Raw genomic sequence first — 17,690 nt, forward strand, 5'->3', positions numbered from 1 at the left:
TAATTTGTTTTACTTTTCCCATCGTTTCAACTACGCACGTGGTGCCAACTCATATAGTACAGCTGTGTCACTAATTAGGAACAGCTTACTTTTTCACCCGCTTTTAAAATTTGAACCTCTGCATTTTGCACTAAATCCGCAAAAATTTGTGGATCCTGCTCGATCGGAGGAAATGTATTGTAATGAACTGGTACGACAATTTTCGGCTTCAAAAACGAAACTGCACAAGCCGCATCCTCTGGGCCCATCGTAAAATTGTCACCAATCGGTAAAAACGCAATATCAATAGGATGGCGTTCTCCAATTAATTTCATATCACTAAACAAAGCTGTATCCCCTGCATGATAAATTGTTAATCCTTCGATAAATAATAAAATACCAGCAGGCATTCCCATATATATAATTTCATTATTTTCTGTTACATATGACGACCCGTGGAACGCTTGAGTAAACTTCACTTTACCAAAATCAAATTCCTTAGCTCCTCCTATATGCATTGGATGCGCCTTCACTCCTTGCCAAGAAATCCAATTGGCTAGCTCATTTGGTGCAATGACAAGGGCATCTTTTTTCTTTGCAAGCTCCACTGTATCACCGACATGATCATTATGGCCATGTGTAAGTAAAATAATATCTGGTGCTTCATCAGCAACCTTTAAATCTGTTAGCCCATTCCCATTAATGAATGGATCTATTAATATTGTTTTCCCATTTGATTGAATTTTAACAACTGAATGTCCATGATAACTAATTTCCATATAAGTTTCCTCCCTGCGGTACATATTGTTCTTCATCATTTTTATTCGCTATCCATGCGATTTTCCCCTTTTTTTGATATGCTAGTACAGAGAATAATTGATTCTTTCCCAACAGAGATCGATTTCGCCTTAGCGAAATTGCATGCTGGGCAGGCTATAAATTTAGCCAATCACGTGAAATTTTTTTCAATGCAATAATGAGGAGGAACTGTGTATGTCAAAGGTTGAAGAAATTCAAAACTATTTACAACAAAACCAAATTGATGCCGCTTTCGTAACGACACCTGACAATGTTTTTTACGTTTCAGGCTTTAAAAGTAATCCGCATGAGAGATTACTTGGCGTGATGATTTTTAAAGAGGCAGAACCTTTTTTAATTTGCCCCAAAATGGAAATCCCAGATGCGAAAGAAGCAGGTTGGTCTTATGAGGTCATCGGTCACCAAGATACTGAAAATTCAATGGAAGTTCTTGCCCAAGCTATTAAAGCTCGTAATGTTACCCCACAAACGTTTGCTATTGAAAAAGCTCAGCTCATCGTAGAGCGTTTCGAAGCCCTACAACAATCATTCCCGCAGGCAAATTTTGTTCGTCTCGATGAAAAAATCAATGCTATGCGAGTAATTAAAGATGAAACTGAATTAGAAAAATTACGTAAAGCTGCAGAACTAGCTGACTATGCTATTGAAATCGGCTGTAAAGAAATCGCTGAAGGCAAAACAGAAATGGAAATCTTAACGGCGATAGAAAGCGCTATTCAGGATAAAGGCTGCAAGATGTCCTTTGAAACTATGGTATTGAGCGGTCCAAAAACAGCCTCTCCACACGGTAAACCAGGTGCTCGAAAAATAGAAAAAGGCGATATGATCTTATTCGACCTTGGCGTAATTTACGACGGTTATTGTTCTGACATTACACGTACGGTTGCCTTTGGTGAACCTAGTGAGGCACAAAAAGAAATCTACAACACAGTACTAGCGGCTAATACAAATGCGATTGCAGCAGTAAAACCAGGTGTTCGCGCAATGGATTTAGATAAAATCGCTCGTGATACTATCACTGACGCAGGCTATGGCGAATACTTCACACATCGACTTGGTCATGGACTCGGCATTTCTGTACATGAATTCCCTTCTGTTACAGGCGCTAATGAAATGACTATGGAAGAAGGCATGGTCTTCACAATAGAACCAGGTATCTATAAATCCGATGTGACAGGTGTCCGCATTGAAGATGATGTAGTCGTAACAAAAGACGGAGTAGAAGTATTAACAAAGTTCCCGAAAGACTTGATTGTACTGTAAGTTTATTTAAGAAAAAGGAAGCAACCTACAAGGTGCTTCCTTTTTTAGTATAAAGTATGCCCCACGGCACAACGAGGGGTTGATTTCCGTTCCACATGCATACGTTTTAACAAAATGTCACCCAACTTTTGAATTTTATCTACTAACTTTCACGTTTTATCAACCAACTTCTGAATTTTATCTACTAACTTTCATGTTTTATCAACCAACTTCTGAATTTTATCTACTAACTTTCATGTTTTATCTGTGCGAAAGAGTAGCATTAGCAATAACAGGTGTACAATTGCGTCACTGTTATAAGTTGCAATAGTGTTCACTTTTGAAATCAATAAAATTCATAAAAGTTCTACACTATTGCTGATTGGAGTGGAAGGCTACTCGACTCCTGTGGGAAAGCGAGACAGGCGAGACCCTGCACGGAGCACAGCGGAAGAAGCGGCTCGACGCTCGCCCATAGGAAAGCGAGTAGCCTGGAACGGAAATCAACCCTCGTTTTGTTAAGAGCCATAGTTCTTCAACAACACAAAAGGAAGCACCCATAATAAAACATGGTGCTTCCTTTGTTATGTTTCTTATTGAATTAATTCATCAACATTTACATATGGCAAACCTTGAGAATCTGCAACAGCCTTGTAAACAAGATGTCCATCTATAGTATTAACACCTTTTTTCAGTGAAGCATTTTCAACACATGCTTGTCTGTAACCTTTATTCGCAATTTGAAGCGCATAAGGAATTGTATTATTTGTTAAAGCAATTGTTGATGTACGTGGTACAGCTCCTGGCATATTTGCTACTGCATAATGCACAACCCCATGTTTTACATAAGTTGGATCATCATGTGTCGTCACTCGATCAGATGACTCAAAAATACCGCCTTGGTCAATAGCAATATCGACTACTACTGAACCTGGTTGCATTGACTGAATCATTTCCTCAGAAACAAGCTTTGGTGCTTTAGCTCCAGGAATTAAAACTGCCCCAACTACTAAATCAGAGTTCTTCACTGATTCTGCAATATTATAAGGATTGGACATTAATGTTTGAACATCACGGCCAAACAAATCTTCTAATTGACGTAAACGCTCCGGGCTTAAATCAATAACCGTTACATCAGCACCCATTCCGACAGCTATTTTCGCCGCATTAGTTCCAGCTATACCGCCACCGATTACCGTAACTTTACCGCGTGGTACACCTGATACACCACCTAGTAAAATACCTTTTCCTTCATGGTTTTTCTCTAAGAATTGTGCACCAATTTGCGTTGCCATTTTACCAGCAACTTCACTCATTGGTGTTAAAAGTGGTAAGGAACCATTTGCTAATTGCACTGTTTCATATGCAATGCCTACAACTTTTTTATTTAAAAGTGCCTGCGTTAATTCAAGCTCTGGCGCTAAATGTAAATAAGTAAATAAAATTTGACCTTCATAGAAGTAATCGTATTCTGATGCTACAGGCTCCTTTACTTTCATAATCATTTCTTGTGCCCATGCTTCTTTTGCTGTCTCAACAATTTGAGCACCTGCAGCAACGTAGTCTGCATCTGTAAAGCTTGAGCCTAAACCTGCTCCAGATTCAATGTACACTTCATGGCCTGCATTTGTTAATGTAACAACCCCTGCTGGTGTCATAGCTACACGATTTTCATTGTTTTTAATCTCTTTTGGAATACCAATCTTCATCTTCCCTATCCCCTTCCATTACATAAAAAATAAGCACATTTTGTTACATACTCTTCGATGTATTGATGCACCCCTTGCATTTCCATATTACCAAACATAAACAAAAAATGCTTTAATTAAAATAATAATAAATAAAATTCCTACTATTCTAATAACAATAAATATTCCGATTTTGTAGATTAAAAAGAGACTTTCTGGAGAATACCACATAAGCAACAAAAAATATGCTTGTACTAGTAATATTTATTTTGTTCGTGAATGTAAATGCCTTCACTTCTTCACATTTTTTCTTCCGGAAAGTATTTCCTTTAGAAAATCATTTGGTATAATCAACATATACAAATCTGGGAGGTAATTCAAATGGCTAATAAATATAAAAGCATTGTAGTTGCAGTAGACGGTTCTAAGGAAGCTGAATACGCTTTCCGTAAATCGATTGATGTAGCAAAACGTAACGAAGGTGCTGTATTAAATTTAGTAAATGTTATTGACACACGTTCATTCGCTGCAATCGAAGCATATGATCGTTCAATTGCTGAGCGTGCTCAAGCATTCTCTGAAGAGCTATTAAATGGTTACAAAAAAGAAGCTGAAGAAGAAGGCTTAACAAATGTTAACCTTGTAATTGAATACGGCTCACCAAAAAATATCATTACAAAAGAGCTTTCTAAAATTGTAGACGCAGACTTAATTATCTGTGGTGCAACTGGTCTAAATGCAGTAGAACGCTTCTTAATCGGTTCAGTATCTGAAGCAATTGTACGCTCAGCTAAATGTGACGTACTTGTAATCCGTACACCTGAAAATTAATTTTGTCCTACATAAAAGGTATCCAATTTTGGATACCTTTTTCTTATTGTTGAAAAATTATTATGTCACTGAGATTAAAGTGTTCTATTAAATAAGGTATGGCTCTCCTGCAAAAATGAGAGGTTGATTTCCGTTCCGACTGGGCGCTTTGCCGCTGACGCTTCGCTTTCGCGCAGATAAAACATTTATTGTTGCTGTCGCTTCGCTTTCGCACAGAGCAAAGCTTCCTGGGGGCGTCCGATGAGCCGCTCGGGCCAACACGATGTTGGTCACGAAGACGTTATCACAAGATGTGATAGTTTTAGCCTTCGTTCCACAATTGCAAATCCCCAAGGAGTCGCCCAGTCTCCAACTCCAATCAACTAATTCACTTAAATGTATCTTCTGGCACGCCATAAAAGAAATATCAGCAGTAGGTCTGTTCAAAAGCTAAGCGACAATAATGTGCTAAGCAGCTGTAACAACCAACAAATGTTTTTTGTACAAAATTGAAGTATAGAAAAATAATCAAATTTATCCATTTATAATTTAGGCTGAATCTTTTTAGCTTTTTATTATAGTTAATACTATTTTAGATTAAGCTTTTCACCTATTCTATGATGTGGGACGATTGATTTTAGCGCTAAGTGGAGACTTAGGTGATAAACAACTGTTGTTCATTGATATATATTTTATTAGCGACAAACAAAAAGGTATCCTATATTGGATACCTTTTATACTTATTTCCCTTCTTGCCACATCTTCACTTTTTCAAAGAACATAGCAAGAGCTTGTTTATTTTGCATGTTTGGTACTTTTGCTAACAGTACCTCTTTTGGAGCATCGAATTCCTTACTTTGCTTTTGCAAAATGACAATGCTCTTTTCAAGTGCTTTATTGGCGAACATTGTATCTGGTAATTGAATAATCGCTTGAATCCAAGCATGCTTTTGAATGTATTTATGCAGTTGTTTTGACTGCTCAGACTCAAAAAGATGGGTTGGTGCTAAGAAAAATAAGTAGCCTCCATCTTTTGTGTAATTAATGGACTGCTCAATAAATAAGTGATGTGCATAACTCATTCCTTCTGAAGCGCATAGTTCATAATCTAATGCGATATCTTCATTCGGATAATACCCGACCGGTAAATCACAAACAACAGCATCTGCAGGATTTACTAGTAAATCTTGTAATGCATCTTGACGGAATAAGGAAACTGGCTGCTCTGTCAAATCAGCTGTAGCAGCAGCTATACGAATAAGTAGCTCATCAACTTCTACACCTGTTGCTTCTGTTTTTCCGTCTAATAAATTCATAACTGTTAATAGTAAATTTCCTGTACCTACTGCTGGATCTAAAATAGAAATTTTTTCTATTTCTAGACGAGCTGCAAATAGCTGTTCTACAAAATAGCCAACTAATAATCCAAGAGTATCAGGTGTCATTTGGTGATTCGGCTGAGAGCCTTTTCGCATCCCCTTTAAAACAGCAATTTGAATCGCTTTGCGCACATCTTCCTTTGTAGCACCGTCTTGTGAAAAATTAACTTCCCCATCTAGCCATGCCTCTAAGCCATCTAAAATACCCTCTAGCAATGTAACATTATGTTCTTTTTCTATCTTTTCAGCATGTTCATTTAGCATACCAAATAACTTTTCGATATTTTCCATACACAACTTCCTTTCACGCAGAAAAGAGCCGTGACAAAAACTTGTCACAGCCCCTTTGTCTAGTAATATCTTAGCCTAAAATCAATAAATTATGCTAGTGTTTTGACAGCTGCAATTGCCGCTTCATAGTTTGGATGGTCTGTTGCTTCAGGAACATATTCTACATATGTCACTTTGTCATTTGCATCCACAACAAACACCGCACGCGTTAAAAGGCGTAATTCTTGGATGTAGACACCGTATGCTTCACCAAATGAAAGGTCACGGTGATCTGAAACTGTTTGAACAGCATCAATGCCTGCTGCACCACACCAACGTTTTTGAGCAAATGGAAGGTCAACAGATACTGTATAGATAACTACATTGTCACCTAAGTTTGCTGCTTCTTCATTAAAACGACGTGTTTGTGCATCACAAACACCAGTATCTAATGATGGTACAACGCTAAATAAACGAATTTTCCCCTCTGAATCTTTTAATGTAACAGGTGATAGATCATTCGCTAATACAGTAAAGTCTGGTGCTTTGTCTCCAACTTTTACTTCGTTACCTACAAGTGTTACTGGGCCATTTTTAAATGTTACTTGTGCCATATAAACGCCTCCTAATCTTCATATGTACATAATATTACTAAATGGAGGGAATTAATTGCAACTGAGACAGCTTACTAAAAATAGTTTCGAAAAAATCCTTTCGAAATTGTGCATCCATATTTGATTAAGGTTGCATCATTTTCCAAGCTTATCTCTATAATGTAGGGTTGATTTCCGTTCCGGCTTGGCGCTTTGCCGCTGACGCTTCGCTTTCGCACAGAGCAAAGCTTCCTGGGGGCGTCCGATGAGCCGCTTGGGCCAACAGAATGTTGGTCACGAAGGCGTTATCACAGGACGTGATGGTTTTAGCCTTCGTTCCTCTATTGCTAATCCCCAAGGAGTCGCCAAGCCTCCACTACAATCAACTTTATCCATGGTATACGTTATTATAAATGCATCCTAACTTTTGGATCTTTTTCCCAACGAACTAACCATTAATCACCACTTTCACCACAAAAATAAAGAGCTGTCTCTAAGTAATGAGACAGCTCTAGCCATTATTCTTCGTTTTTCTCCTCTAGCTTTTCAGGTTCTATTTTTTCCTCTAGAGGTGCAGATTCAGTCTTTTCCTCTTTGATTGGCAAAGATGGTTGCACAATATCTTTTTCAATATAAACTTTTTCGTGAACGACTGTTGTATCCGCGAAAAAATCATGTAAACCTTGATTGTTTGGTAAAATGCCTACAAGAATATAAAGTGGCATAAAAATGCTGTTGATGATCCGCCCTATCCAATCACGGAATAACACATCTGACCAAGTCAGCTTCTCATGCTTTAATGAAATAACACGTAATCCAAATATCATTTTCCCTAATGTTTGCCCAAAAAATTTCGTCATTAATACGAAATAACTGTAATAAAGAATAGCGGATATAATCGAAATTGGTGCATACCATACGGTTTCAGATAATGACCAATCCATTAAATAAAAAATTGGATTAACGAGAATTCCACCTACAGCTGCAATAACGAATCCATCTAATAAAAATGCCCAAAAACGTATCCAAAAACCTGCCGTTTTTAACGCATAATTTTTATTCGAAATTGGCTTATCTATTAGGAAGGTATTCTCTATAGAGGGTGAACCTTGCATAACAATATCATTGTTTGTCATTGTACTCCCTCCTTAGTTTTCGCCATATAAGTACATCATTTTTGGTGCTTTATAATCTGCCATAATTTTCATCAGCATTTTTTCCTCTGCTGAGGGACCAAACATTGATCCAATCTTCATCCCAACATATGATGACCAACCACCCGTATCATATGAATACTCAAATAATTCTGCGTCCTCTAAACCAAAGTCTTTACGCAGTGCAGCAATTGTTGCTTCCTCATCGCCAATCTCATCTACTAAGCCCGCTTCAAGAGCCTTCTTACCACTAAGAATTCGACCATCGGCAACTTTTTTCACATTGGCTTCAGACATATTACGCCCTTTTGCCACAATATTAACGAATTCCTGATAGCTTTCATTAATCATGTCTTGCATCATAGCACGCTCTTCTGGTGTCACTTCACGCATCGGGCTAAGCATATCTTTATGTTCACCAGATTTAAACGTTTCATATTTAATACCAACTTTTTCTGCTAATGCCTGATAATTAATAGATTGCATAATGACACCAATCGAACCTGTAATTGTATCACGTTGTGCAAATATTTTATCTGCAGGTGCTGAAATGTAATAACCACCTGAAGCTGCCATCGTATCCATAGAAACATAGATTGGAATTTGTCGCTCTTCTTTAATTTTCAAAAGTTTTTTATAGATTTCTGCAGATTCCTTTACACCGCCTCCTGGTGTATTAACACTTAAAACGATACCTTCCACAGTTTGATCATATAAAATATTATCTAATTGATTTAAGAAAAATTGATGATCATAAGCAACTGGTTGCCATAAACTACTTGATCCAACATCTTGAATCGTACCATCGACCTTTAAGTATGCAATACGTTTATCCATATCGCCACTTTCTTTAACCTCTTCCATTACCGTCAAGTCGTTTCCACTATCAAAATTGCTAAAGAAATCCGATTTAAATATTGCAAAAATCGTGTTAATCCCTAATGAAAATACTAATAGGACACCTGCAATTATTAAAGCGGCCCACCTTTTACCATTCATTTCTTTCCGCCTCCTCATAACGTTATACGATTGATATCCTAATTTGTTTCATACTTATTGCAATAATATGGCTTATCACCATAACATGGGGGTTGATCTCTGTTCCGACTGAACACTTGGGGCAATAGAGTTTTTTGCGAAAGCACATCGTTATTACAGAATATGATGCTTTTAACCTTTGTCTCCTCTACTCGGCTCACTCGGGTCTAAATCTATGACGCAAATCTCCAAGGAGTGCCTAGACTCCAAATTCCAATCCACTTATAAACAAGTCACGCGTTTCAACAAATATCAATTCCAAATTTCAGTATCTAACCAATACTATGCAAAAGCTTTAAGCAATTCAACCTATTCAACCTATACTACAGTATCTAATATTAAAAAAAAAATCAAAGTTCATAAAAAAAGCAAGAACTTTGATTTTCGACATTATTTCCTAGGAAATTAACGATGATTAATATAATGAATTTTTTCTTGCTCACGTAATTCGACACGACGAATTTTGCCTGATGTAGTCTTTGGTAGCTCCGTAACAAACTCAATTACACGAGGATATTTATAAGGAGCTGTTAAAGTTTTCACATGGCTTTGTAGTTTTTTAATTAGCGCTTCATCACCAACTACTCCATCAGAGAGCACAACAAATGCCTTTACTAGATTTCCACGAATTACATCTGGACTTGCGACTACGGCAGTTTCTTTTACTGAGGGATGCTTTAATAACGCATCTTCTACCTCAAATGGTCCTATCGTATACCCAGACGAAATAATGACATCATCCCCACGTCCTTCAAACCAAAAATAGCCATTTTCATCTTTATATGCACGATCTCCTGTAATATACCAATCGCCTCTAAATTGTAAATTTGTACGTTCGGGATCGTTTAAATATTTCTTAAATAACGCAGGTGTTTCACAGTGTACAGCAATATCTCCAACTTCTCCAATTGCTGTAGGATTTCCAAAATCATTGATAATTTCAACAGTATTACCCGGAGTAGGTTTCCCCATTGAGCCCATTCTAGCCTCCATCCCTACCATTGTTCCAACAAGTAAGGTATTCTCTGTTTGTCCATAGCCATCACGTACTTGTAAATGAAAGACATCGGAAAATACTTTGATCACTTCACTATTTAAAGGTTCACCCGCTGACACAGCCTGACGTACTGTACTTAAATTGAAGTCTTGTAAATTTTCAAGACCTGCCATAAATCTGTATTCGGTCGGTGTGCAACACAAAATATTAATATTGAATTTTTCAAGCAATGCAAGATATGTTGCCGCATCAAAGTGACCTTTGTAAACAAATGCTGTTGCACCACTTCCTAAAGTAGCAAGGAACGGACTCCAAATCCATTTTTGCCATCCTGGTGCTGCTGTAGCCCAAACAATGTCACCTTCTTGTACTCCTAACCAATTTGGAGCAGTAGTTCGCAAGTGCGCATAACCCCAGCTATGTGTATGAACCGCTGCTTTTGGATTGCCTGTTGTACCACTCGTATAAGCTAAAAATGCAATGTCTGTACTCTTAGTCGGTGTAGAACTTATGTAAGTCGTAGGTTGATTTTGCATTTTTTCAAGCAACGGCTGCCAAGGTTCATGTGCATGACCAATGACAAATTGCTGTATTTCTTGTAAATTTCCCACATTATCGAATTGTTCAATATAAGGCTCAAATGCAACAACGCCTTTTGCATCGGCATGATTGATTCGATATTCAATATCCTTAGTTCTCAACATTTCTGAGCTAGGTATAATGGTTAAGCCTGCCTTTAAGGCAGCAATATAAACGATATACGCTTCAACTGATCTTGGCACCATAACTAAAATAACATCACCTTTTTTTAAACCTTGAGATGTAAATACATGTGCTGCCTGGTTCGCCTTTTCAAGTAAAGCTTGATATGTTAAGTACTGAATTTCCTCATCTTCGTTATAAACTAATAATGCATTTTTAGTAGAATCCTGTGCATATTTTTCAATTTCCTCTGAAATGTTATACCATTCTGGTGCGATTAAATCTTCTCTTTTCATGGCAAATGCCCCCTCTATTACGCTCATTATAAAACTCAATTTTTATCATTTTCAATGGAATTCACTCCAATTCATTAAAGTCGTGACAACTATCATGCTCTGCTATATGGCATCAGTCACGTATTGGTGCTATCACTTTCGACTTAGCTTTAGTGCCGTTTTCACAATGAAGAAAAAAACTCCCTATTGAACACGAGTGAATAATATGGTACATTTTGGTCAACTAAAAGCAAGATTGCAGGGGGACTCATTTAGAGTTGAGAAGGTAAAACCTGACCCTTTGAACCTGTTAGTTAATACTGACGTAGGGAGCAATTCACATCTATTTACTGATGAAAGGCTCTTTTGCGTGTTTTTTTCTACACGACAAAGAGCCTTTTTTGCACGCTTACGTCCATCCAACAAGGAGGACTTCAATTGGTATTTCATACTATCCGTAAACAAAACCCACTTATTCATTGCATTACTAATTATGTTGTGGCTAATTTTCAAGCTAACGGCTTATTAGCAATAGGCGCTTCACCAGTTATGGCTGATGATAGTCATGAGGTGGAAGAAATGGTCGCAATTGCCTCAGGCTTATTGATAAATATCGGTACCCTTAATGAGCGAATGAAAGAATCAATGTTACTTGCTGGAAAAAAAGCAAATGTTCTTGGCATTCCCGTTATTTTAGATCCTGTTGCTGCAGGTGCAACAACTTATCGGAAACAAACGGTACAACAATTACTCGAGGAAATAAATTTTGCGGCTATTCGTTGTAATATCGGAGAGCTTGCAGCTATAGCCGATGTAGAATGGCAACAAAAAGGCGTAGATAGTGGTAGTGGTTCAATTTCTTTAGAAGTTGAGGCACAAAAAGTAGCTCAACTCTACAATTGTATCGTTATTGTGACCGGTGAAAAGGATTTTATTACTGATGGCGAACATCAGCAATGGGTTACAGGTGGACATTCACAAATGACAGAAGTTACTGGAACAGGTTGCTTATTGAGTGCAATTTGTTGTGCTTCCTACGTCGCGGGAAATAAACCATTTGACCAAATAATAGAAACATTATCGCTTTATAAAAAAGTGGCAGAACAAGCTGCTTCTTCTACTCCATACATTGGCGATTTTCAAATTGCAGTATTGAATGAACTACATCGCCTTTCCAAGAGTGGTGAACAATGATGCATATTGTAACGACAATTGCTGGTTCTGATAGTGGTGGTGGTGCAGGTATACAGGCTGATTTAAAAACATTTCAGGAATTAAAGGTGTTTGGAACGTCTGTTATTACAGCTTTAACTGCTCAGAATACACTTGGTGTATCGGATGTCTTACCAATTGAAGTTAGTTTTGTTGAGAAACAACTTCAAGCGCTAGTCGAGGATTTTTCAATAAGTGCTGTTAAAACCGGAATGCTGTTTTCCTCGGAAATAATTCAATCAATTGCACAGATTTTAGCTGAAATAAATATTCCGCTTATTGTAGATCCTGTCATGATTGCAAAAGGTGGCGAAAGCTTATTACAGCAAGAAGCAATTGAGGCATTACGCAGTTGTTTGCTACCTTTAGCAACAATCGTAACACCGAACATTCCTGAGGCAGAAACCCTTTCTGGAAGGAAAATCAATTCTTTAACAGATATTAAAGAAGCAGCTAAAATCTTATTACAAATGGGCGTTCAATGTGTCATTATTAAAGGCGGTCATTTAGAGGATAAATGTTATGCTACTGATTATGTATTTTTCCAAGATGGTCGTTCATTTTCCATGCAGTCCTCTCGTATTGCAACAAAAAATACGCATGGTACAGGCTGTACGTTTTCCGCTGCATTAACTGCTTTTCTTGGTCGCGGACTACCTTTAGAAGAAGCGATTGAGGAAGCTAAAAAATTTATTCAATTAGCAATAACTCATGATTTATCTATTGGCAAGGGCCATGGTCCTACAAATCATTTTGCTTATCAAAACTTGAAGAATTCCTGCGAGGTGATCATTCATGAAACGTGACGATCTACAGCTATATTTTATAATGGGTACAAGTAATGTTTTCAAACAAGAACCATTAAACGTTTTAGAGGAAGCTCTGCAATCTGGAATTACTATGTTTCAATATCGTGAAAAAGGACCAAATACACTAACTGGGCAAGCCTATGAAGATTTTGCTCGCAAATGTCAAAAGCTCTGTCACCAGTATCATGTTCCGTTTATCGTCAACGATGATGTCGAACTGGCTATAAAGCTTAGAGCGGACGGTGTTCATATTGGGCAAGAGGATTTTCCTGTGTCGATGGTACGTAAAAAAATTGGCAACATGATTTTAGGTGTTTCTGTTCATTCACAAGCTGAATTACAAACTGCTCTACAATATGGTGCTGATTATGTAGGAATTGGTCCAATTTTTTCAACCACTTCTAAAAATGACGCCAATCCACCTAGTGGAACTGACTTTTTACAGCAAGTTCGGATTCAATATCCGGAGCTCCCTATCGTTGCAATTGGAGGCATAAACTGCTCGAATGCTCCTACAGTATTTAAAGCAGGTGCGGATGGAATAGCAGTTATTTCTGCAATTTGCCAAAGTGAGGATATTTCAAATACAGTCTCTACATTTAAATCATTTGTAGGATAAAGTGAAACTTTAATCAGTGGGGATCTTTACTTTTTACGGGCAGTTAGCCCCACCTATTTCTTTGCTCTCATTGAATTGAAAAGGGAGGACCTGACGCTTCTCTTTTGATATAGATAAATTAAATACGGGATAAAAATTAAACAATTTAAACAAACTAAAACCAGTGCCTTTTACGGTCACTGGTTTTAATTTTTTGCTGATTAAGCAATTATTGGTTGTTTGGCATACCTTTTAATTGTGATTCAGCCATTTGTACAAGACGTTTAGTGATTTCACCGCCAACGGAACCGTTAGCACGAGCTGAAGCGTCAGCTCCTAATTGAACACCAAATTCTTGTGCAATTTCGTATTTCATTTGATCTAGAGCGTACTCTACACCAGGTACTGCAAGTTTGTTTGAACTGCGATTTGTTGAAGTCATGTGTCTCTCACCTCCTTGTGAATATAGAATGTGCGATATTAGATTTTTAATACGAAAATTTTATAGGTAAATTGTACCTCCAAAGGAAATGAACAAAAAAAGCCGACTCAAGACTTTTGAGTCGGCTCATTAGCTTACGAAATCGCAAGTTTCTTCTATAGAAGATCTGCAAATTTATCGGCTTCTTGCTCTTTTTTCGGGAAAATATAAACTTCACGGTTTTTCACTGCTCGTTCGATTAGTTCATCAAAATCCGAGAAGCTTTCATAATGCTCAACCTTTTCAAGCTTTGGCTTTGTTTTTGGACTTGCTGGAGTAAAAATTGTACAGCAGTCTTCAAATGGCTGGATAGACGTTTCGTATGTGCCTATTTTCTCTGCAATATCGATAATTTCTAATTTATCTGATGAGATTAATGGACGTAAAATTGGTGTGTTAGTTACGGCATTAATAGCTGTTAGACTTTCAAGAGTTTGACTCGCTACTTGTCCAAGACTTTCACCTGTAACAATTGCTAGTGCACCAATTTCTTCACGTACTTTGTCAGCCACTTTTAGCATCATACGACGAGTTGTTGTCATCGATACATTAGAAGGTACTTTTTCTTTAATAAGAACTTGGATTTCAGTGAAAGGAATAACATGTAAACGTATACTAGCGCCAAATTTTGTTAATTCATTAGCAAGCACCTTTACTTTTTCCAATGAATTTTGGCTTGTATAAGGTGGGCTAAAGAAGTGAATCGCTTCTAGGCGCACTCCACGTTTCATCATTAAATAACCAGCAACAGGACTATCTATTCCACCAGAAAGCATTAATAAAGATTTACCATTCGAACCTACAGGCATTCCACCTGCACCCGGAATAACTTGTGCCATCATATATGTTGCATCATGGCGCACCTCTACACGAAGTTCGATATCAGGCTGTTTCACCTTTACTGATAAATTTTGATATTGTGGTAATACATAACCACCAATTTCGCGTTGAATGGCATGTGATTCTAACGGAAATGTTTTATCAGTGCGCTTTACTTCTACTTTAAAAGTAAGCTGCTCATTTTTAAATGTATCCATAATTGTTATGGCAAGTTTTTTCATAGCCTCCATGTCTTTTTCACATGCTGCCACTGGACTAAATGATTGGATACCAAAAATTTTAGGTAATCCTTTTAATAAAACGTCCATTTGTGTTTCATCTTGAATGGCGATAAACATACGATCGCGCTCTGTGCGAATGTGTAAATGTCCTAAATCTGCAAACGCATGACGAATGTTCTCGCGTAAACGACGAATAAAATCCATCTTGTTGCGACCTTTTGTAGAAAGCTCTCCATATCGAATTAAAATTTCTTTCCAAATCATTTTTAAAATTCTCCTTTAAGTTCCATCAATACTTCATCTAATACTTGTTTAAACTTTACTATATCTTCATTTGTTACATGTGCGCCAAAACTTATACGAATAACACCCTTTTTAAAGTGCTCATCAATATTTAAAGCTTCAACAACATGGCTTGTTTTTGTCTGTTTCGATGAGCAAGCACTCGATGTCGATACAATTACATTGCGTTTTTGCAATGCATTAATAATGATTTCACCTTTTAAGTCGCGAATGCTAAAAGATAAAATATGTGCCGCACCTTGTGGGGTTGATAAAATATGCATTACATCTCCATAACCACGTAATTGCGTGCATATTTCTTCATTCCATTGACGGTATTTTTTCGCACGATCATTCATCGTCTCGACTGCTATTCGGGCTGCTTTAGATAAGGCTACTGCTTGCGGTACAGCTACTGTTCCACTACGTAAACCAAACTCCTGCCCTCCGCCAAGTGCATAAGGCTGCCATTTCATTTTTTTACGGAATGCTAGGACACCTGAACCTTTAAAGCCATGAATTTTATGGCCAGAAATTGAAATACAGTCTGGTCCATCGTCATCGTTAAATGATATCGGTAACTTTCCAAAGCTTTGTACAGCATCCACGTGAAAAGCTGCGCGACTTGATTCATGAATAATTTTTGCAGCTTCAAAAATTGGTTGGATAGCACCCATTTCATTATTTACATGCATCATACTTACTAAAATGGTATCCTTGCGCACTTTTGTCCGAAGCTCCTCTAAAGAAATAACTCCATTTTTATCGGCTTGCAAATATTCAACATCAAAACCCTCTTGCTCAAGTTGCTTAACAGATTCTAGAACAGATGGATGTTCAATTTCAGTTGTTAAAATATGATTTCCTTTATGTGTATTGCTACGTGCTAAACCAAATATAGCCGTGTTATTGGATTCAGTACCACCTGATGTAAATAGCACATTTTTTGCTTCTGTCTGCAAAATATCTGCTACTTGCTCACGTGCACGCATTAACAATTCGTTTGATTCAACACCCATTGCATGAATGGAAGCAGGATTGGCATAATACTGCTCATTCACTGCCATAAATGCTTGCATAACCTCTTTTAAAGGTTTTGTTGTTGCACTGTTGTCTAAATAGATTGTATTAACTTCCATTAATATTCACACACTTTCAAAACGTTGATTTAACGGTATTTATCATAACGCAATCTTCGGCAATTGACTACTAACTTTAACAATTATCCTAATTTAATCACTTATTTGTTTGCTTTTAATGTGAAAAACCACCCTTTATAGAGTGGCATCTAATGACTTGCTATGAACGTTTCTAGCTAAAATTAAGCAGCATAAAAAATTTGATTTTTGCATTGTTAGGCTCATCATCATAACGTGTAGTTGATTTCCGTTCTTTCGACTGGGCGCTTTGTTGTTGCTGTCGCTTCGCTTTCGCACATAGCAAAGCTTCCTGGGAGCGTTCGATGAGCCGCTTCGCTTCGCTCAGGGTCTCGGGCCAACAGATGTTTTTTGCGCGAAAGCGAAGCGGCAGCAGCACCGATGTTGGTCACGAAGGCATTATCACAGGACGTGATGGTTTTAGCCTTCGTTCCCCTATCGCTAATCCCCGAGGAGTCGCCCAGTCTCCACTCCAATCAACTTATACACATAGCATACATTTTTTTGAAATGTCATCCTCCACTTTTAGTAAAATCTATTGCTGCTATATTTAACTATATTGAAGCTAATTTCACACTAGTAGTTCAAGAAAAACAAGCGATCCCACAAATTTTCCTTAATTGACTAGCTGATTCATTAACCTTTCTTCATTGTTATAAATTCTGTTGAAGCTGTGAATTCCATCACTTTTGTAAAGCCTAATTTTTCATAAAGATGAATGGCTCTTGTATTAAATGTGGCTACCGTTAAACGAAGGGGACTATGATTTTCTTGTTGTAGCTGATTTAAAATAAATAAAAAAAATTCTGAACCATAACCTTTTCCTGTTAGTTTAGGCTTCATCCCTAACCCAACATCAATGCAATCGTCTAAATACGCACCATAATCGCGTCCTTTAGGTACTTGTGCCGATGTTCCTGTACAGAAAAAACCGACTAGCTCTTCTTTATCATTGACAATTGAATAATACGGACTTTCAAGAAATTCTTTTAGAGATTCATCGCATAGATCATTGTTATAAAAATCATATGGTTCTTCATATTTCCAATTCAAAATGTCAGTCGCAAAAATTTCATTCATTTCCCGAATATAAAATTGCATTTGAAACACCTCTATTAGTTTTTAATCAAATCGTAGCGAGACA

At 37.4% G+C, this 17,690-nt stretch carries 19 protein-coding genes and 1 riboswitch; of the genes, 8 read left to right on the forward strand and 11 right to left on the reverse strand.

Going from position 1 to position 17,690, the window contains the following annotated elements; genetic code table 11:
* Positions 1–74: 74 nt before the first annotated feature.
* Complete coding sequence (locus tag ACYQ73_RS15615; protein ID WP_460013337.1) at positions 75–758, reverse strand: metal-dependent hydrolase; 684 nt, start codon at positions 756–758, stop codon at positions 75–77.
* 214 nt (positions 759–972) lie between these two features.
* On the opposite strand from ACYQ73_RS15615, the gene ACYQ73_RS15620 reads away from it, so the two are divergent.
* Complete coding sequence (locus ACYQ73_RS15620) at positions 973–2,061, forward strand: M24 family metallopeptidase (protein WP_460013338.1); 1,089 nt, start codon at positions 973–975, stop codon at positions 2,059–2,061.
* Positions 2,062–2,633: 572 nt separating this feature from the next.
* Here the strand turns inward: ACYQ73_RS15620 and ald are convergent.
* A complete protein-coding gene (ald, locus tag ACYQ73_RS15625; RefSeq protein WP_460013339.1) occupies positions 2,634–3,749 on the reverse strand; it encodes an alanine dehydrogenase in 1,116 nt (371 codons plus the stop codon).
* 360 nt (positions 3,750–4,109) lie between these two features.
* Between ald and ACYQ73_RS15630 the strand changes: the two genes are divergently transcribed.
* Both ACYQ73_RS15630 and ACYQ73_RS15635 read left to right on the forward strand, forming a co-directional pair.
* The gene (locus ACYQ73_RS15630; protein ID WP_460013340.1) at positions 4,110–4,559 is read left to right on the forward strand and encodes a universal stress protein; all 450 of its coding nucleotides are present in this window, start codon (positions 4,110–4,112) and stop codon (positions 4,557–4,559) included.
* Positions 4,560–4,799: 240 nt separating this feature from the next.
* Positions 4,800–4,925 (forward strand): hypothetical protein, encoded by a 126-nt coding sequence (locus ACYQ73_RS15635; RefSeq protein ID WP_460013341.1) that lies wholly within the window; start codon positions 4,800–4,802, stop codon positions 4,923–4,925.
* Positions 4,926–5,278: 353 nt separating this feature from the next.
* On the opposite strand, the gene ACYQ73_RS15640 is transcribed toward ACYQ73_RS15635, so the two are convergent.
* Both ACYQ73_RS15640 and tpx read right to left on the reverse strand, forming a co-directional pair.
* Positions 5,279–6,208 (reverse strand): class I SAM-dependent methyltransferase, encoded by a 930-nt coding sequence (locus tag ACYQ73_RS15640; RefSeq protein WP_460013342.1) that lies wholly within the window; start codon positions 6,206–6,208, stop codon positions 5,279–5,281.
* A gap of 89 nt (positions 6,209–6,297) precedes the next feature.
* On the reverse strand, positions 6,298–6,801 hold the full coding sequence (gene tpx / locus ACYQ73_RS15645; protein WP_460013343.1) for a thiol peroxidase: 504 nt from the start codon (positions 6,799–6,801) through the stop codon (positions 6,298–6,300).
* A 244-nt stretch (positions 6,802–7,045) separates the two neighbouring features.
* On the opposite strand from tpx, the gene ACYQ73_RS15650 reads away from it, so the two are divergent.
* Entirely contained in the window at positions 7,046–7,204 is a 159-nt protein-coding gene (locus ACYQ73_RS15650; RefSeq protein WP_460013344.1) for a hypothetical protein, read from the forward strand.
* Between the two features lie 94 nt (positions 7,205–7,298).
* Here ACYQ73_RS15650 and ACYQ73_RS15655 read toward each other — a convergent pair whose 3' ends face one another.
* From ACYQ73_RS15655 to mbcS, 3 genes are all read right to left on the reverse strand, one after another.
* Positions 7,299–7,916 carry an RDD family protein gene (locus tag ACYQ73_RS15655; RefSeq protein ID WP_460013345.1) on the reverse strand — a complete coding sequence of 206 codons (618 nt, stop codon included), beginning with the start codon at positions 7,914–7,916 and terminating at the stop codon, positions 7,299–7,301.
* A gap of 12 nt (positions 7,917–7,928) precedes the next feature.
* Positions 7,929–8,933 carry a signal peptide peptidase SppA gene (sppA, locus tag ACYQ73_RS15660; RefSeq protein WP_460013346.1) on the reverse strand — a complete coding sequence of 335 codons (1,005 nt, stop codon included), beginning with the start codon at positions 8,931–8,933 and terminating at the stop codon, positions 7,929–7,931.
* Positions 8,934–9,377: 444 nt separating this feature from the next.
* The gene (gene mbcS, locus ACYQ73_RS15665; RefSeq protein WP_460013347.1) at positions 9,378–10,967 is read right to left on the reverse strand and encodes an acyl-CoA synthetase MbcS; all 1,590 of its coding nucleotides are present in this window, start codon (positions 10,965–10,967) and stop codon (positions 9,378–9,380) included.
* A gap of 229 nt (positions 10,968–11,196) precedes the next feature.
* Positions 11,197–11,295, forward strand: a riboswitch (TPP riboswitch).
* 89 nt (positions 11,296–11,384) lie between these two features.
* On the opposite strand from mbcS, the gene thiM reads away from it, so the two are divergent.
* From thiM to thiE, 3 genes are read left to right on the forward strand one after another with little or no spacing between them, the layout of a single operon-like run.
* Positions 11,385–12,140, forward strand: a complete 756-nt coding sequence (gene thiM / locus ACYQ73_RS15670; RefSeq protein WP_460013348.1) for a hydroxyethylthiazole kinase — start codon at positions 11,385–11,387, stop codon at positions 12,138–12,140.
* Positions 12,140–12,964 carry a bifunctional hydroxymethylpyrimidine kinase/phosphomethylpyrimidine kinase gene (gene thiD / locus ACYQ73_RS15675; RefSeq protein ID WP_460013439.1) on the forward strand — a complete coding sequence of 275 codons (825 nt, stop codon included), beginning with the start codon at positions 12,140–12,142 and terminating at the stop codon, positions 12,962–12,964. Before thiM ends, thiD begins: the two co-directional genes overlap by 1 nt.
* Positions 12,954–13,586, forward strand: a complete 633-nt coding sequence (gene thiE, locus ACYQ73_RS15680) for a thiamine phosphate synthase (RefSeq protein WP_460013349.1) — start codon at positions 12,954–12,956, stop codon at positions 13,584–13,586. Before thiD ends, thiE begins: the two co-directional genes overlap by 11 nt.
* Positions 13,587–13,794: 208 nt before the next feature.
* On the opposite strand, the gene ACYQ73_RS15685 is transcribed toward thiE, so the two are convergent.
* The 3 genes from ACYQ73_RS15685 to ACYQ73_RS15695 form a co-directional block, all read right to left on the reverse strand.
* Positions 13,795–14,007 (reverse strand): alpha/beta-type small acid-soluble spore protein, encoded by a 213-nt coding sequence (locus ACYQ73_RS15685; RefSeq protein WP_049667479.1) that lies wholly within the window; start codon positions 14,005–14,007, stop codon positions 13,795–13,797.
* Between the two features lie 155 nt (positions 14,008–14,162).
* Positions 14,163–15,371 carry a tRNA uracil 4-sulfurtransferase ThiI gene (thiI, locus tag ACYQ73_RS15690; protein ID WP_460013350.1) on the reverse strand — a complete coding sequence of 403 codons (1,209 nt, stop codon included), beginning with the start codon at positions 15,369–15,371 and terminating at the stop codon, positions 14,163–14,165.
* Positions 15,372–15,373: 2 nt separating this feature from the next.
* The gene (locus tag ACYQ73_RS15695) at positions 15,374–16,528 is read right to left on the reverse strand and encodes a cysteine desulfurase family protein (RefSeq protein WP_460013351.1); all 1,155 of its coding nucleotides are present in this window, start codon (positions 16,526–16,528) and stop codon (positions 15,374–15,376) included.
* A 323-nt stretch (positions 16,529–16,851) separates the two neighbouring features.
* Between ACYQ73_RS15695 and ACYQ73_RS15700 the strand changes: the two genes are divergently transcribed.
* Positions 16,852–17,100: a hypothetical protein gene (locus ACYQ73_RS15700; protein ID WP_460013352.1), complete on the forward strand. Its 249-nt coding sequence runs from the start codon at positions 16,852–16,854 to the stop codon at positions 17,098–17,100.
* Positions 17,101–17,182: 82 nt separating this feature from the next.
* On the opposite strand, the gene ACYQ73_RS15705 is transcribed toward ACYQ73_RS15700, so the two are convergent.
* Positions 17,183–17,647, reverse strand: coding sequence for a GNAT family N-acetyltransferase (locus tag ACYQ73_RS15705; RefSeq protein WP_460013353.1), 465 nt, complete (start codon positions 17,645–17,647; stop codon positions 17,183–17,185).
* Between the last annotated feature and the right edge of the window lie 43 nt (positions 17,648–17,690).

The organism is Lysinibacillus sp. CTST325 (assembly GCF_054665055.1).

Excerpts from the sequence above, each read along its gene's own strand:
- ACYQ73_RS15615 (WP_460013337.1), bottom strand. The coding sequence starts at position 758 with ATGGAAATTAGTTATCATGGACATTCAGTTGTTAAAATTCAATCAAAT.
- ACYQ73_RS15620 (WP_460013338.1), top strand. The coding sequence starts at position 973 with ATGTCAAAGGTTGAAGAAATTCAAAACTATTTACAACAAAACCAAATT.
- ald (WP_460013339.1), bottom strand. The coding sequence starts at position 3,749 with ATGAAGATTGGTATTCCAAAAGAGATTAAAAACAATGAAAATCGTGTA.
- ACYQ73_RS15630 (WP_460013340.1), top strand. The coding sequence starts at position 4,110 with ATGGCTAATAAATATAAAAGCATTGTAGTTGCAGTAGACGGTTCTAAG.
- ACYQ73_RS15635 (WP_460013341.1), top strand. The coding sequence starts at position 4,800 with ATGAGCCGCTCGGGCCAACACGATGTTGGTCACGAAGACGTTATCACA.
- ACYQ73_RS15640 (WP_460013342.1), bottom strand. The coding sequence starts at position 6,208 with ATGGAAAATATCGAAAAGTTATTTGGTATGCTAAATGAACATGCTGAA.
- tpx (WP_460013343.1), bottom strand. The coding sequence starts at position 6,801 with ATGGCACAAGTAACATTTAAAAATGGCCCAGTAACACTTGTAGGTAAC.
- ACYQ73_RS15650 (WP_460013344.1), top strand. The coding sequence starts at position 7,046 with ATGAGCCGCTTGGGCCAACAGAATGTTGGTCACGAAGGCGTTATCACA.
- ACYQ73_RS15655 (WP_460013345.1), bottom strand. The coding sequence starts at position 7,916 with ATGACAAACAATGATATTGTTATGCAAGGTTCACCCTCTATAGAGAAT.
- sppA (WP_460013346.1), bottom strand. The coding sequence starts at position 8,933 with ATGAATGGTAAAAGGTGGGCCGCTTTAATAATTGCAGGTGTCCTATTA.
- mbcS (WP_460013347.1), bottom strand. The coding sequence starts at position 10,967 with ATGAAAAGAGAAGATTTAATCGCACCAGAATGGTATAACATTTCAGAG.
- thiD (WP_460013439.1), top strand. The coding sequence starts at position 12,140 with ATGCATATTGTAACGACAATTGCTGGTTCTGATAGTGGTGGTGGTGCA.
- thiE (WP_460013349.1), top strand. The coding sequence starts at position 12,954 with ATGAAACGTGACGATCTACAGCTATATTTTATAATGGGTACAAGTAAT.
- ACYQ73_RS15685 (WP_049667479.1), bottom strand. The coding sequence starts at position 14,007 with ATGACTTCAACAAATCGCAGTTCAAACAAACTTGCAGTACCTGGTGTA.
- thiI (WP_460013350.1), bottom strand. The coding sequence starts at position 15,371 with ATGATTTGGAAAGAAATTTTAATTCGATATGGAGAGCTTTCTACAAAA.
- ACYQ73_RS15695 (WP_460013351.1), bottom strand. The coding sequence starts at position 16,528 with ATGGAAGTTAATACAATCTATTTAGACAACAGTGCAACAACAAAACCT.
- ACYQ73_RS15700 (WP_460013352.1), top strand. The coding sequence starts at position 16,852 with ATGAGCCGCTTCGCTTCGCTCAGGGTCTCGGGCCAACAGATGTTTTTT.
- ACYQ73_RS15705 (WP_460013353.1), bottom strand. The coding sequence starts at position 17,647 with ATGCAATTTTATATTCGGGAAATGAATGAAATTTTTGCGACTGACATT.